The sequence below is a fragment of the Pseudomonas sp. MMS21 TM103 genome, assembly GCF_022132145.1.
Lineage (GTDB): Bacteria > Pseudomonadota > Gammaproteobacteria > Pseudomonadales > Pseudomonadaceae > Aquipseudomonas.
In genome coordinates, this window is the sequence record NZ_JAJISP010000002.1 from 73,085 (window position 1) to 88,716 (window position 15,632).

At 58.8% G+C, this 15,632-nt stretch carries 12 protein-coding genes and 1 tRNA gene; 8 read left to right on the forward strand and 5 right to left on the reverse strand.

Annotation, left to right across the window (positions count from 1 at the left end; all coding sequences use genetic code 11):
• Positions 1–3 precede the first annotated feature (3 nt).
• Positions 4–762 (reverse strand): class I SAM-dependent methyltransferase, encoded by a 759-nt coding sequence (locus LJY18_RS07425; RefSeq protein ID WP_238041187.1) that lies wholly within the window; start codon positions 760–762, stop codon positions 4–6.
• A gap of 76 nt (positions 763–838) precedes the next feature.
• Between LJY18_RS07425 and gloB the strand changes: the two genes are divergently transcribed.
• Both gloB and LJY18_RS07435 read left to right on the forward strand, forming a co-directional pair.
• On the forward strand, positions 839–1,612 hold the full coding sequence (gloB, locus tag LJY18_RS07430) for a hydroxyacylglutathione hydrolase (RefSeq protein ID WP_238041188.1): 774 nt from the start codon (positions 839–841) through the stop codon (positions 1,610–1,612).
• A 99-nt stretch (positions 1,613–1,711) separates the two neighbouring features.
• Complete coding sequence (locus tag LJY18_RS07435; protein WP_238041189.1) at positions 1,712–3,268, forward strand: LysM peptidoglycan-binding domain-containing protein; 1,557 nt, start codon at positions 1,712–1,714, stop codon at positions 3,266–3,268.
• Positions 3,269–3,279: 11 nt separating this feature from the next.
• On the opposite strand, the gene LJY18_RS07440 is transcribed toward LJY18_RS07435, so the two are convergent.
• Positions 3,280–4,725 (reverse strand): HDOD domain-containing protein, encoded by a 1,446-nt coding sequence (locus LJY18_RS07440; protein ID WP_238041190.1) that lies wholly within the window; start codon positions 4,723–4,725, stop codon positions 3,280–3,282.
• A gap of 146 nt (positions 4,726–4,871) precedes the next feature.
• Between LJY18_RS07440 and LJY18_RS07445 the strand changes: the two genes are divergently transcribed.
• Genes LJY18_RS07445 through fabI form a run of 6 tightly spaced genes read left to right on the forward strand, consistent with a single transcriptional unit; the run spans position 4,872 to position 13,079 of the window.
• Positions 4,872–6,701 (forward strand): extracellular solute-binding protein, encoded by a 1,830-nt coding sequence (locus tag LJY18_RS07445; protein ID WP_238041848.1) that lies wholly within the window; start codon positions 4,872–4,874, stop codon positions 6,699–6,701.
• The gene (locus LJY18_RS07450; RefSeq protein WP_238041191.1) at positions 6,698–8,542 is read left to right on the forward strand and encodes an extracellular solute-binding protein; all 1,845 of its coding nucleotides are present in this window, start codon (positions 6,698–6,700) and stop codon (positions 8,540–8,542) included. The genes LJY18_RS07445 and LJY18_RS07450 overlap by 4 nt, the downstream gene beginning before the upstream one ends.
• Position 8,543: 1 nt before the next feature.
• Entirely contained in the window at positions 8,544–9,617 is a 1,074-nt protein-coding gene (locus LJY18_RS07455) for a microcin C ABC transporter permease YejB (protein ID WP_238041192.1), read from the forward strand.
• Between the two features lies 1 nt (position 9,618).
• Positions 9,619–10,638 (forward strand): ABC transporter permease, encoded by a 1,020-nt coding sequence (locus LJY18_RS07460; protein WP_238041193.1) that lies wholly within the window; start codon positions 9,619–9,621, stop codon positions 10,636–10,638.
• Position 10,639: 1 nt separating this feature from the next.
• On the forward strand, positions 10,640–12,253 hold the full coding sequence (locus tag LJY18_RS07465) for an ABC transporter ATP-binding protein (protein WP_238041194.1): 1,614 nt from the start codon (positions 10,640–10,642) through the stop codon (positions 12,251–12,253).
• Between the two features lie 31 nt (positions 12,254–12,284).
• Complete coding sequence (fabI, locus tag LJY18_RS07470) at positions 12,285–13,079, forward strand: enoyl-ACP reductase FabI (protein WP_238041195.1); 795 nt, start codon at positions 12,285–12,287, stop codon at positions 13,077–13,079.
• Between the two features lie 62 nt (positions 13,080–13,141).
• Here fabI and LJY18_RS07475 read toward each other — a convergent pair whose 3' ends face one another.
• The 3 genes from LJY18_RS07475 to hupB form a co-directional block, all read right to left on the reverse strand.
• Positions 13,142–15,016 (reverse strand): SurA N-terminal domain-containing protein, encoded by a 1,875-nt coding sequence (locus LJY18_RS07475; RefSeq protein WP_238041196.1) that lies wholly within the window; start codon positions 15,014–15,016, stop codon positions 13,142–13,144.
• A 97-nt stretch (positions 15,017–15,113) separates the two neighbouring features.
• Positions 15,114–15,190: transfer RNA gene (locus LJY18_RS07480), tRNA-Asp, on the reverse strand.
• Positions 15,191–15,239: 49 nt separating this feature from the next.
• The gene (gene hupB / locus LJY18_RS07485) at positions 15,240–15,512 is read right to left on the reverse strand and encodes a nucleoid-associated protein HU-beta (RefSeq protein ID WP_025165694.1); all 273 of its coding nucleotides are present in this window, start codon (positions 15,510–15,512) and stop codon (positions 15,240–15,242) included.
• Positions 15,513–15,632 lie beyond the last annotated feature (120 nt).

The window sequence follows — 15,632 nt, forward strand, 5'->3', positions numbered from 1 at the left end:
CACTTACGGCTTCGAATCGCGGCGGATGACCTTGGCCACCGGCATGGGCACCAGCTTGCCCATGGGGGCTCGCTGCGTCTGCCGTAACGGGCGCAACCCGATCACCAGCTTGCGCGCCACCAATATATAGAAGCCGCCTCCTGGCGATTGCCAAGCGTCGCCCCAGGTTTCCAGTGGAGCCAGACGAGCCTGCCAGGCAGTGGAAGCAAGCGGCGGACGATAGCACCCGAAGCGGCGTTTCTCCAGCGCGAAGCCCAATAGGTGCAGCCAGTCACTGACTCGATTGGGTGCAATGCAGCGTGCCTGGCGCAAGGCATCACGGGCGAACAGGTGACGCACGCCCCAGGCGCTCATCGGGTTGATACCAACCACCAGCAGATGGCCTCCTGGGCGAACGCTGTGGGCGGCCTCGCGCAACAGGCCATGGGGCGACAGGCTGAAGTCCAGGCCATGCTGCAGCAGCACGACATCGGCGGCATACTCGGTCAGCGGCCAGGCCTGCTCCTCGCAGACGATCTCCACCCCGCTGAAAGGCGCGCCGACCCGTACGCTGCGCTGGATCTGCGCAGCATTCGGCAAGGCTTGCGCGGAAGGGCCGTAATGCACCATGTAGCCGCCAAAGAAGCGCGCCAGCTCTTCCTCGAGCAAACGCTGCTCGTCCTCCAGCAGCATCTGCCCATAAGGCCCATTGAACCAATGCCGGGCGGTGCCAATAAGCTTGAGCCAATCGGCATCGGCCTGGGCGAAAGGATGATCGGACATAAAGGATTACCTGCATAGCCAGCACCGCCAATGAGTCCTAAGATGCACCTTTATGACCTGCTTAGCGACCCGCATCATGATAAAGATCGACGCCCTGCCCGCCTTTTCGGACAACTATATTTGGTTGCTGCAAGACCTCGAACAACGCCGCTGCGCGGTGGTCGACCCCGGTGACGCGGCGCCAGTGCTGGCCTGGCTGGACAACCACCGCGACTGGCAATTGAGCGATATCCTGATCACCCACCATCACCCCGACCATGTGGGCGGCATCAAGCCGCTGAAGGCGGCCACGGGGGCACGGGTACTCGGCCCGGCGCAGGAAAATATCCCCGCGCGCGATCTGGCCTTGCGTGAAAACGACGAGATCGAGGTACTCGGCCAGCGCTTTCGCGTCATCGAGGTACCGGGCCATACCCTGGGGCATATCGCCTATTACCAGGCGGAGCAGCACTGGCTGTTTTGTGGCGATACCCTGTTCGCCGGCGGCTGCGGCCGCCTGTTCGAGGGCACACCTGCGCAGATGCACGACTCGCTCAGTCGCCTGGCCGCACTACCGGGGCAAACCCAGGTGTACTGCACCCATGAATACACCTTGAGCAACCTGCGCTTTGCGCAGGCGGTCGAGCCAGACAACCCGCAGATCGCTCAGCGTCTGAAAGAAGTAACCGCCTGGCGCGCCGAGGGCCGCATCAGCCTGCCCTCCAACCTGGCCCTGGAGTGCGCCACCAACCCCTTCCTGCGTAGCGCCGAAGAAGCGGTCAAGGCAAAGATTAACGAGCATGACGGCGTTCAATACCGCTCGCCCAGCGAGGTTTTCGCACGCCTGCGAGCCTGGAAGGATGATTTCTAAATAGTCGATAAGCCCACAAATAAGTGGTTAAAACTTGACCACCCCGGCATCGGTTCCTAGAATCGCCCGACCTTTACCCCGGGAAACCCCAGCCAACCAATGCCTTTATCACTACGTAACACATTGAATATAAAGGCATTTACACAAGGCGCGCAGGCGCTGATGGTGGTGTTTTGTGCACTAGTGGCCGGCTGTCAGACCACCGGCAAAAAACCCGAGGATAGCGGTAGCAACACCGAGCTGACGGTGGGTCTGGAGCGAGAGCCCGTCTGGCTGACTGATAGCATCGCCCCCGCCGAGCCCGAAGATATTTGGCAACGTGTGCGTGACGGTTATCAAATGCAGGATGACATTGGTGTCAATCCTCGCATCGAACAACAGCGCCTGTGGTTCGTCAGCAACCCTTCCTATATCGAGAAGTCCGGCGAGCGCAGCAGCCCCTATATCCATTACATCGTCGAACGTCTGGCCGAACGCAATATGCCGATGGAGCTGGCGTTGCTGCCGATGATCGAAAGCTCCTACAACCCCTTGGCCTATTCCAGCGCCAACGCCGTCGGTTTATGGCAATTCATCCCCTCCACCGGCCGTCATTTCAATCTGCGCCAGACCAGTTGGTACGACGGTCGCCGCGATGTCATGGCCTCGACCACTGCCGCGATGAACTACCTGTCGCGCCTGCATGAAATGTTCAATGGCGACTGGCTGCTGGCCCTGGCTGCCTACAATGCCGGCGAAGGCCGCGTCAGCCGGGCCATCGAGCGCAACCAGAAACTCGGCCTGCCGACCGACTACTGGAATCTGCCACTGCCCAAAGAGACGCAGAATTACGTGCCCAAGTTGCTGGCTCTGTCACAGGTGGTAATGTCCCCACAAGCTTACGGTGTGGACCTCGAGCCTATACCGAACGAGCCGTATTTCGAGCAGGTCGAACTCAAGCAGCACATGAACCTGTCGAGGGTCGCCGCCATGGCTGACCTGGATGAAGACGAGCTGTATCAGCTCAACCCCGCTTTTAAAAAGCGCATCACCCTGGACGGTCCGCAGCAGCTGTTGGTACCGACTGCCAATGCGGAACGACTGACCGCCAACTTGCTGCTGATGAAACCACAGGACCTGGTCGACTGGCAGCAGTACAGCGTCCGCTCGGGCGACAGCCTCAGCGGCATCGCCAACCGCCACCACCTGACGGTCAGCATTCTTAAAGATATCAACAAGCTTTCCAATAACCACTTACGCATTGGCCAGGTGCTGAGCATACCCGGGCAACCCGGTGTCACGCCGAAAGAGCCGCTGTTTCAGGCCGCCGCCGGACGCACCACGAAACCTCGCACTTACCGGGTCAAAAATGGGGACAACCTCTGGCAAATCGCCAAGACCCATCAGATTTCGGTCAAAGATGTAAAACGCTGGAACAACATCAAGGGCAACTCCCTGCGTGCCGGCCAGGCCCTGGCCTTATACGACGCTCAGGCGACAACGAAGACCAGCACCGGCCCGCGCGGTGGCGTGACCTATTACAAGGTGCGCAAAGGCGATTCGTTATATGTGATTGCCAAACGCTTCAAGGTCGAGATGCAGCACCTGCAACGCTGGAACCCACGTACGGGCAGCACCATCAAGCCGGGGCAGACCCTGACCCTGCGCCTGCCCTGACCATCGAGAGTTCAATCACGCTTGATCAGCGCCTCCAGGCAACGCCGGGTCAGCTGAGTGAAGCGCTGGAATGCAACAAACTGCTCATGCTTCAAGGCGCGTCCGGAAACCCGATTGTCCGCATAGATCACACCAATCTCGCGGCTGCCGGCCAATAACGGGGCGATAAAGAACATGCCCTGACCCAACCGCTGACGAATCGGCTGGGTCACCAGTTCGTTGAGGCTATGGCTGGCCGGTACGCCCATCCACAAGGCTTCTTTATTGCGCAGCACGTAGCTGAAGATATGCGGCTGTTCGCGCTGCTCGACCGGCAGGAGGAAATCGCTCATCCAGCCCTCGGCACCTTCGCCAACCACCCGCTTGGTCCGAAAGCAACTCTGCCCATCGGCCAGCACCACCAGCATCACCCGCTCCAGCCCCGCCCCCTGATGCAGGCCTTTGAGTAAGGTATCGAGGATCAAGCCCAGATCGCCTCGGCGAGACGCCAGCAAGCCCAGATCCTGCAGGGCTTGTTGCAGCAGCTGCAGATTGGGTTGCAGCAGGCGCGCCTTGCGCTGCTCCTGCTGCAGACGAATTTGCTCGGGATCGGTATTGGGGATCAGGCGGCAGAGCTGGCTGGCACCAAAGGTGGCGGCCACCTTGACCGCTTCATCGGCGCTGGCCAGTATCTGTTGCATCGCCTCTTCCGGGCTGACCCCGATGAATATCGCCATCTCAGCGACCAGGGCCTCCATCGCTGGCGAGTCCCAGCCTTCGAGCGCCGCCTCACTGATTCGTGCGCCAAGATTGACCGCGCGTACCGCCGGGTCGTTATGGTTGACGCTGTTATGCGCCAAACTGGCGATCTCGCCGATATTCCAACCTTTCACCAGACCCTGCGTCAACTGGCGGAAGCTGGTGCCAAGCACTGCGCGCACCGCTTCCTCGACAACGACGCCCGGCTGGGCCAAGGCACTGGCCAGCTCATCCGCCTGCTCACCGCCACAACCCCAGAAGGCCAGTTCACCCAAGTGATAGAGCAAGGCCGCGATGAAGACCTCCTCCTCATGCCGTGCCAGCACGTAACCGGCAATATTGCGTGCCTGTACGGCTGCGTGGAACGACCTCGCGAGCAACTCCTGCAACTGCTCGCGCGGAGCGCGGGTGAGCAATCCATCGATCAGGCTCACGGAGAGACTGATCAGGCGCACGTTGTCGAAGCCGATCAGCACGATGGCCCGCGAGATGGTCTTGATGGTTTCTTGCGAAGGGTTGTAATACGCACTATTACCGACACGCAGTACCTTGGACGTCAGCGAAGCATCGCGAAGCAGGACGTCCGCCAGCTGCTGAACAGACGAGTGTTCTTGTTGCGCCAAGCGCTGCAGATCCTGCACCACAGCCGCCAGGGCCGGCAATTCGGCCTCGTTCAGACGATCAATCCATGACTGCAGACCATGGCTACGTGTATCCAAGTTCAAGGCCTCGTTGTGAGTAAGCCAAAGATAGTAATAATGCCAGCATGCCTAGCCAATAGGCCCGGCCTTTTTCCTGCGGATACAAGCTGTTACTGTACCGGACTAGAAGCCCTAAAGCCGCTCCGGATCGGATCTTTCACTTGATACGTCCCCTCCTCTCGCTAATCATCAGTTTGGCCATCGGCTTTCCCGCGTGGGCGACCGTCAGCGAAAGCCACGGCTATGCGCAATTTGGTACGCTGAAGTATCCCGCCAGCTTTACCCATTTCGACTGGGTCAATCCCGATGCGCCCAAGGGCGGGGCAGTGCGATTCATGGGGGCTGGCACCTTCGACACCCTCAATGCCTACACCTTCAAGGGCACCAGCCCGATTTCCACCGCCAATTTCCTGCAATACGGTGTCACCGGGCTGAACGAAACGCTGATGGCGGGCACCGGTCATTACGATCCGTCCGGCGATGAACCGACCTCCAGCTACGGCCTGATCGCCAAGTCAGTCGAGTACAGCGAAGATCGCAGCTGGGTGGTGTTCAACCTGCGCCCACAGGCGCACTTCCATGACGGCAAGCCGATCACCGCTTATGACGTGGCCTTTTCCTATCGCCTGCTGCTCAAGGAGGGACACCCGCAGTACCGAACCAGCCTGCAAGAAGTGAAGCGAGTCGACATCCTCAATCGTCACCGCATCCGCTTTGTGTTCAAGCGCTCGGGCAACCCATTGCTGATTCTGCGTCTGGGCGAATTGCCGGTACTGCCGCAGCATTACTGGAAAGACCGCGACTTCAAGGTCACCACGTTCGAACCACCGCTGGGCAGCGGCCCCTACCGCATTACCCAGGTCAACCCGGGGCGCAGCCTGACCTTCGAGCGGGTCAAGGACTGGTGGGGCAAGGATCTGCCGGTCAATCGCGGCAAATACAACTTCGACCGGGTCGAGGTCGAGTTCTATCGCGACAGCCATGTTGCCTTCGAAGCCTTCAAGGCGGGCGAATTCGACTTCTATATCGAGCAACAAGCGAAGAACTGGGCCAACGGCTACCACTTTCCGGCGGTGGCTGGTGGCGAGGTGATTCGCGCCGAGATCCCGCACCAGATTCCCACGCAAACCCAGGCCTTGTTCATGAACAGCAGGCGTGCCGCATTCGCCGAACGCAAGGTACGTGAAGCCCTGGGGCTGATGTTCGATTTCGAGTGGACCAACCGCGCGCTGTTCAATGGTTCCTATGTGCGCGCCAAGAGCTATTACCCAAACAGCGAGTTCTCCGCCACCGGTACGCCCCAAGGTGCCGAGTGGCTGCTGCTGTCGCCTTACCGCAAGCAACTGCCGAAACGCTTGTTCAGCGAACCCTTCACCATGCCGCAAACCGATGGTCGCGGTATCCCCCGGGAAACCTTGCGCCGCGCCCTCGGTCTATTGGCCGAGGCTGGCTGGGAACCGTCCGGCCAGCAGATGCTGAACGCAAAGGGTGAGCCGCTGCGGTTCGAGATCTTGCTGGTCAACCCAAACCTCGAGCGAATCCTCCAGCCATTCACCGAGAACCTTGCCAGCATTGGCATCCAGGCCAACCTGCGCACCGTCGATCGTGCGCAGTACAAACAGCGCCTGGATCAATTCGATTTCGACATGATTTTGCTGACCTTGCCACAAAACCTCAGCCCGGGCCTGGAGCAATCGCTGTACTTCCACTCCAGCCAGGCAACGGTCAAGGGTGGCAAGAACTACGCCGGCGTCAACCATCCGGTGGTCGACGCCTTGCTCGACAAGCTGTTGGCGGCGCAAACCCGCGATGAACAGATCGCAGCCACCCGCGCACTTGACCGGGTGCTGCTGTGGCAGCACTACACCATCCCGAATTGGTACATCAACTATCACCGCCTGGCCTACCGCAACCGGTTTGCCTTCGTCACTACGCCGCCTTATACCCTGGGCCTGCGCACCTGGTGGCTGAAACCCACGGAGAATGCCCAATGACGCCGCCTCTGCGCTCATTTCTATTGCACGGCAGCGCTATCCTGCTGTTCAGCCTGGCCAGTTTGACCCAGGCCGCCGGCAAGCACGCTCTGACGCTGTATGACGAACCACCGAAATACCCGGCCAATTACCAGCATTTCGACTATGTGAACCCAGATGCCCCCAAAGGCGGCACCTTTCGCCAGACCGGTTTTGGCGGCTTCGACAGCCTCAACCCCTTCATCAACAAGGGTGTGGCGGCCGATGATATCGGCTTGATTTACGACACCCTGACACGCCATAGCCTGGACGAACCCTTCAGCGAGTACGGTCTGCTTGCTGAAAAAATCGAAAAAGCCCCAGACAACACCTGGGTGCGTTTCTATCTGCGCCCCGAGGCCCGCTTCAATGACGGTCAGGCAGTGACTGCCGAGGACGTCAAGTTCACCTTCGAAACCTTGGTGACCCATGGGGCGCCCACTTACCGCGGCTACTATGCCGATGTCGATCGGGTCGAAGTCGAAGGCCCGCGCCAGGTACGCTTCGTCTTCAAGCATGCCGGAAACCGCGAGTTGCCACTGATTCTCGGCCAGCTGCCGGTGCTGCCCAAGCACTGGTGGGCCGAGCGCGATTTCAGCAAAGGCAACCTGGAAATTCCGCTGGGCAGTGGTCCCTACACAGTGGCCGAGGTCAAAGCCGGGCGCTCTATTCACTATGAGCGGGTCAAGGACTGGTGGGGCAAGGATCTGCCGGTCAACCGCGGCTTCTACAACTTCGACACCATGCGGATCGAATACTACCGCGACAACACGGTAGCTCTCGAAGCTCTGAAAGCCGGGCAATTTGACTACTGGCTGGAAACTAGCGCGAAGAACTGGGCCACCGCCTACGACACCCCTGCCGTCGCCAATGGCCAATTGATCAAGGAAGAGATCGAGAACCACAACCCCACTGGCATGCAGGGCTTCATCTTCAACATCCGCCGGCCACTGTTCCAGGATAAACGGGTGCGCGAGGCACTGGGCCTGCTGTTCGATTTCGAATGGACCAACCGCCAGCTATTCAATGGTGCCTACACCCGCACTCGCAGCTATTTCGACAACTCCGAACTGGCCTCCAGCGGCCTACCAGGCGCCGACGAATTGAAACTCCTCGAGCCGCTGCGGAACATGATCCCCGCGCAGGTGTTCAGTGAGGAGTTCAACGTTCCCGTCACCGACGGCAGCGGCATCATCCGCGAACAGCAGAGGCGCGCCTACCAACTGCTGCAGGAAGCCGGCTGGCGGATCGAAGGCGACCATATGCTCAACGCCGAAGGCCAGCCGGTCAGCTTCGAGTTCCTCCTCGCCCAGACCGAGTTCGAGCGCGTGCTGCTGCCACTCAAGCGCAACATGGCCGATCTCGGCATGGAGTTGGTCATTCGCCGGGTCGATGTCTCGCAATATATAAACCGCCTGCGCTCGCGCGATTTCGACCTGATCGTGGGCGGCTTCGGTCAGTCCAATTCACCGGGTAACGAGCAGCGCGAGTACTGGCACTCCAGCAGCGCCGACAATCCCGGAAGCCGCAACTTCATCGGCCTGAAAGACCCAGTCATCGACCAGTTAGTCGATGGCCTGATCAACGCCAACTCACGACAAAGCCTGGTCTCCCATACCCGAGCCCTCGACCGCGTGTTGTTATGGGGCCACTACGTCATTCCCAACTGGCATATCAAGACTTGGCGCGTGGCCTACTGGAACCGAATCGAGCACCCGAAAACCACCCCTAAATATGACATCGGCCTGAATACCTGGTGGGCTCGCCCACAACAGGAACCCGCCACCATGGACAACGCCGAAGCGGCGAACACGGAGCAATAAGATGCTGGCGTATATCTTTCGTCGCCTGTTGCTGATCATTCCCACCCTGTTCGGCATCCTGCTGATCAACTTCATCATCATCCAGGCTGCCCCGGGCGGCCCGGTGGAACAGATGATCGCCAAGCTGGAAGGCTTTGAAGGCGCCACCAGCCGTATCGCTGGCGGCGGCACCGAAGTTGCTATCGCAGGATCTAACTATCGTGGCGCACAGGGCCTCGACCCGGAGCTGATCGCCGAGATAGAACGCCTGTACGGCTTCGACAAGCCGGCACCCGAGCGCTTCTGGATCATGCTGAAAAACTATGCCCGCTTCGACTTTGGCGAGAGCTTTTTCCGCGATGCCAAGGTGGTTGACCTGATCATCGAGAAGATGCCGGTGTCGATCTCCCTGGGGCTGTGGAGCACCCTGATCATGTACCTGGTCTCCATACCGCTGGGAATCGCCAAAGCCACCCGCCACGGCAGCGCCTTCGACGTGTGGACCAGTTCGGCGATCATCGTCGGCTATGCGATTCCGGCCTTCCTCTTCGCCATTCTGTTGATCGTGGTTTTTGCCGGCGGCAGCTACCTCGACTGGTTTCCGCTACGCGGTCTGACCTCGAACAATTTCGACGAGCTCAGCCTCACAGGCAAGATCCTCGACTATTTCTGGCACCTGGCGCTGCCCGTGACAGCCCTGGTAATCGGTAACTTCGCGACCCTGACCCTGCTGACCAAAAACAGCTTCCTCGACGAGATAAACAAACAGTATGTGACCACCGCCAGGGCCAAGGGCCTGAGCAATAATGGCGTGCTCTATGGTCATGTGTTCCGCAATGCCATGCTGATCATCATTGCCGGCTTTCCCTCCGCCTTTATTGGCATCTTCTTCACCGGCTCCTTGTTGATCGAGGTGATTTTTTCCCTCGACGGTCTTGGCCTGATGAGTTTCGAGGCAGCCATCAACCGCGACTACCCGGTGGTATTCGGCACCCTGTTCGTCTTCACCCTATTGGGATTGGCCGTGAAATTGATCGGTGATATCACCTATACCCTGGTCGATCCGCGTATCGACTTTGAAAGCCGGGAGGGTTGAAATGACACTCTCCCCACTAAATCAGCGACGCCTGCTACTTTTCAAGGCCCACAAGCGCGGCTGGTGGTCGTTGTGGATCTTCCTCGTGCTATTTGGCCTGAGCCTCGGCGCCGAACTGATCGCCAACGACAAACCCCTGGCCGTGCACTACGACAACGAGTGGTATTTCCCGGTGCTGAAACGCTACCCGGAAACCGTCTTTGGCGGCGAATTTCCCTTGCAGGCCAATTACAAGAGTCCCTATATCCAGGAACTGATCGCCCAGAGAGACGGCTGGATGCTCTGGCCGCCGATTCCCTTCAGTTACTCCAGCATCAATTACGATCTGCAAGTGCCGGCGCCAGCGCCGCCGTCGCGCGACAACTGGCTGGGCACCGACGACCAGGGCCGCGACGTCATGGCCAGGGTGATCTACGGCTTCCGCATTTCGGTGTTGTTCGCCCTGATCCTTACCATCCTTAGCTCAATTATCGGCGTATTCGCTGGAGCCCTACAGGGCTTCTATGGTGGCTGGGTCGACTTGGTCGGGCAACGCTTCCTGGAGATCTGGTCAGGCCTTCCGGTGCTCTACCTGCTGATCATCCTCGCCAGCTTCGTGCAACCGAACTTCTGGTGGCTGCTGGGCATCATGCTGTTGTTCTCGTGGATGAGCCTGGTCGATGTGGTGCGCGCCGAATTCCTCCGCGGGCGCAATCTGGAATACGTGCGCGCTGCACGGGCGCTAGGCATGCAGAACGGCGCCATCATGTTCAATCACATCCTGCCCAACGCCATGGTCTCAACCATGACCTTCATGCCCTTCATTCTCACCGGCGCCATTGGCACCCTGACCGCGCTGGACTTCCTCGGCTTCGGCCTGCCGCCGGGTGCGCCTTCGCTGGGCGAGCTGGTCGCCCAGGGTAAATCCAACCTGCAGGCCCCCTGGCTCGGTATCAGCGCCTTTACCGTGCTGGCACTGATGCTCAGCCTCCTGGTGTTTATCGGCGAAGCAGCCCGCGATGCCTTCGATCCGAGGAAATAAGATGACCCGATCCGATACCCTTATCGAAGTACGTGACCTGGCCGTCGAATTTGTCAGTGGTGAGTCGAAGCAACGCGTGATCGAGGGCGTCAGCTTCGATATACACCGCGGCGAGACCCTCGCCCTGGTCGGTGAAAGCGGCTCAGGAAAATCGGTTACCGCACACTCGATCCTGCGCCTGCTGCCCTACCCCTTGGCTCAGCATCCCAGCGGCACTATTCACTATGCCGGGCAAGACCTGCTCAAGCTGAGCGAGAACAAACTGCGCAATATCCGTGGCAACCGCATTGCCATGGTGTTTCAAGAACCCATGACATCGCTGAACCCGCTGCATTGCATCGAAAAGCAGATCAATGAAGTGCTGGCCCTGCATAAAGGATTGTCAGGCAAAGCCGCCACTGCGCGCACCCTGGAATTGCTCGGACTGGTCGGCATCCCCGAGCCGCACAAACGCCTTAAAGCCTACCCGCATGAACTCTCCGGCGGCCAACGACAGCGGGTAATGATCGCCATGGCCCTAGCCAACGAGCCGGAATTGCTCATCGCCGATGAGCCAACCACCGCACTAGATGTCACCGTGCAGCTGAAAATCCTCGAACTGCTCAAGGATCTGCAGGCGCGCCTGGGCATGGCGCTGCTGCTGATCAGTCACGATCTCAACCTGGTTCGACGAATTGCCCATCGCGTATGTGTCATGCAGCAGGGAAAGATCGTCGAACAAGCGTCGTGTGAGCAACTGTTCCACGCACCGCAGCATCCCTACACCAGGGAACTGCTAGGTGCAGAGCCAAGTGGCGAGCCGGTGGCCAACCCTGCCGGGGAGCCACTGCTGGAAGTCGATGATCTGCGCGTCTGGTTCCCGATCAAGAAAGGACTGCTGCGCCGTACTGTCGATTATGTAAAAGCGGTGGATGGCATCAATTTCAGCCTGCCCCAGGGTCAAACCCTGGGCATCGTTGGCGAAAGCGGTTCAGGCAAATCCACCTTGGGCCTGGCAATACTGCGGCTGATTGGCAGTCAGGGCGCCATTCGCTTTCAGGGCCAGACCCTGAATGGATTGACCCAACCGCAGGTTCGTCCGCTGCGCCGACAGATGCAGGTGGTGTTCCAGGATCCGTTCGGCAGCTTGAGCCCGCGGATGACGGTGGGCATGATTGTCGGCGAGGGTCTGCGCATTCATCACATGGGCACGGCGGCGGAACAGGAACAGGCGATCATCGATGCACTTTTGGAGGTAGACCTGGATCCGGATACTCGGCACCGCTACCCTCATGAGTTTTCCGGCGGGCAACGGCAGCGGATTGCCATAGCCCGCGCACTGGTGCTGAAACCGGCGCTGATACTGTTGGACGAGCCGACGTCGGCGCTCGACCGCACGGTACAGCGTCAAGTAGTGGAGTTGCTGCGTTCATTGCAGGCCAAGTACAACCTGACTTACCTGTTTATCAGCCACGACTTGGCGGTAGTTCGGGCGATCAGCCACCACCTGATCGTGGTCAAGGAGGGGCAAGCGGTCGAACAAGGCCCGGCGGCGGCGATTTTTGCCGCGCCACAGCATATTTATACCCAGCAGTTACTGGAAGCGGCTTTATTGGCTCCAGGCGCTGCTGACTAAATCCTTAAAAGCAGGAAGAGGAAGAGCACACATGGGTTTTCTAAGCGGTAAGCGCGTACTGATCGTTGGCGTTGCCAGCAAATTGTCCATTGCCTCGGGCATTGCCGCGGCCATGCACCGTGAGGGCGCCGAACTGGCCTTCACTTATCAGAATGAAAAACTCAAAGGGCGCGTCGAAGAGTTTGCCGCTGGCTGGGGTTCCGGTCCCGAGCTGTGCTTCCCCTGCGACGTAGCCAGCGATGAAGAGATCGCCACAGCATTCGAAGCCTTGGGCAAGCAATGGGATGGCCTTGACTGCATCGTTCACTCGGTTGGGTTCGCGCCCGGCGACCAACTCAATGGCGACTTTACCGACGTCACCACGCGTGAAGGTTTTCGGATCGCTCACGACATCAGTGCCTATAGCTTCGTCGCCCTGGCCAAGGCCGGCCGCGAAATGATGAGGGGCCGCAACGGCAGCCTGCTCACCCTCTCCTACCTGGGGGCCGAGCGCACCATGCCCAATTACAACGTGATGGGTATGGCCAAGGCCAGTCTGGAAGCCGGCGTCCGCTACCTGGCCGGCAGCCTCGGCCCTGAAGGCACTCGGGTCAACGCAATCTCCGCCGGCCCGATCCGCACCCTCGCCGCATCGGGGATCAAGAGTTTCCGTAAGATGCTTGCCGCCAACGAGAAGCAGACTCCCCTGCGCCGCAATGTGACCATTGATGAAGTTGGCAACGCCGGCGCCTTCCTCTGCTCCGATCTGGCATCGGGCGTCAGTGGCGAAATCATGTACGTCGATGGCGGCTTCAACACCACGGCAATGGGTGCAATGGAAGATTGATTTCCGCGCCATAAATAATAAAAAAGGCCGCTTATAGCGGCCTTTTTTATACACAACAGATATCAGAATCGCTCGATATCTGCCTTGGCTTCCAACTGCTTACGGAAGGCCGCAAAGTCCTGCTGACCACTGCGCGAGGCAAGGAAACGGCTGTAGATAGCCTTATCTTCATCCGCCAATGGCCCTTCAGGCTCGCTCACACCATCGAGGCGCACCACCACAAAATCACCATTATTCAGCGTGATCCCGGTAAACGTCGACTGGCCAGCCGCGCTCGGCTTGGGCATACGGAACAACGCCTGCAGTACCGCGGGTTCAACCCCCTCCTGACTGCGGGTCGCGGCTTCAACCACATCCCAGGTCTGCCCCGATCCCGCCTGCTCAACCGGCGTCTTGCCTTCATTCAAGGATGCCAGGAGAGCCTCACCTTCAGCCTTGGCAGCTTCAGTGGCACGGACCCTGGTCAACTGCTCACGAATGCTTTCTTCAACCTGCTCGAGAGCCAGTTGCTCAGGCTTCCTGTGCTCCTTGACGCGCAACACAACCACGGTATTCGGATCGAGTTCAATGGCATTGCTGTTACTGCCATCCTCCAACACCTCAGCACTGAAAGCCGCCTGAATCACTTGACGGTTAGCGGTCAACCCCTCGCCACCCTCACGCCCAAAGGCTTCGCTGGTTTTGACTTCCAGCCCCAGTTCCTGGGCAGGCTGCGCCAGATCTGACGCTTCGAATGCAGCATCTTCAAGCTGTTTGCTGACCTCAACAAATCGCCGTTCCAGCTTGCGCGTTTTCAAATCACGTACCAGCTTGTCTTGCAGGCTGGCGAAGCTCGGCACCTCTGGAGCCTGAACAGCCAACAGCTTGATCAGGTGCCAGCCAAATTCGCTGCGTACTGGTGCCGACATCTGGCCTTCGCCCAAGGCATACAGCGCCTCTTCAAAGACTGGGTCGTAGACGCCAGGGCCAGCAAAACCGAGATCGCCACCATTGGCAGCAGAACCTGGATCGTCAGAGTATTCCTTGGCCAGCGCTGCAAAGTCTTCGCCTTGCTCCAGGCGCTTCTGCACTTGCTCAATCTTGGCTTTGGCCTGCTCATCGTCGAGCGAATCGCTTACCTCTACCAGGATATGCGCGGCCTGGCGCTGCTCAGCCAGATTGGCAATTTCATTTTCGTAAGCGCTCTGCAGCTCTTCATCACTGACTTCAACCTGATCGAAGAATGCATCCTTCTTCAGTTCGACATACTCCAGCACGACCTGCTCAGGGCTCATGAATTGGCTAGCCTGTGCATCGTAGTAGGCCTTGATGTCGTCATTACTGAGCTGAACCGCATCGCTATCAGCCTTCAGCGTCAGGGTCGCGAAGTCACGAGTCTGCTTTTCCAGCCGCGCGAAAGCAGTTACTTCAGCATCGGTCACGAAGGCGCTACCGGATAGGCCCGAGCGCAACTGGCCAATCAGCATTTCCTGCTCGAGCATCTGGCGGAACTGCATGCGCGTGTAGCCGAGCTGGCGGATTACCTGATCGAACCGAGCGGCATCGAACTTGCCGTCGACCAGAAATTCGGGCGTTTGCAGAATCAACTGATCGAGGGCCTGCGGGGAAAATGCGAATTTTGCATCGATTGCACCCTGCAACAGCAAAGTACGCTCGATCAGGCCTTTCAGTGCCGCTTCGCGAAGCAACTTCTCGTCCAGCAAGGAAGCATCAAAATCACGCCCAAGTTGCTGCAAAAGCTGACGCCTCTGCATCTCGACCGCTTGGCCAAGCTGATTGATGGTGATTTTTTCGCCATTGACCTCTGCAGCATTCTGACTGTTGCTGGTACCGGTGAAAATGGCTTCGATACCGGTCAGCGCAAGCAGCACCACGATGAGACCGATAATGGTTTTGGCAATCCAACCTTGTGAATTGTCCCTGATATTCTGCAGCATGCTTCCCCCAGAACGACTGTACAAAATCAGCAGTCGTGCAGTGTGGGTAATAACCGGATAGAAGAAAGGCGCATCCGAGGATGCGCCTTCTCGTAACTGGCGGAGCGGACGGGACTCGAACCCGCGACCCCCGGCGTGACAGGCCGGTATTCTAACCGACTGAACTACCGCTCCGCTGCCAGATCAGCGATCAGGCTGACCTGGGGCAATGCTCGAAGGACGCTTAGTTAACGGCGTCTTTCAGTGCCTTACCGGCTTTGAAACCTGGAATCTTCGCAGCAGCAATACTGATCGGCTTGCCCGTTTGTGGGTTGCGACCAGTGCGCGCTGCGCGCTCTTTGACAGCAAAGGTACCGAAACCAACCAGTACAACGGAGTCACCAGCCTGCAGAGCACCAGTGACAGATTCAATTACTGCATCCAGCGCGCGGCCAGCAACAGCTTTCGGGATATCAGCAGATGCAGCAATGGCATCGATCAGTTCCGACTTGTTCACTCTAAGTCCCCTTAATTTCTGATGAGATTGTTTCTTGATTTTTAGTGTAAGCAAAACGAGTGCTGGATGATCTTCCGACACAATAAGAGCCGCTTTATAACAAGGGCTCTAAAATTGTGT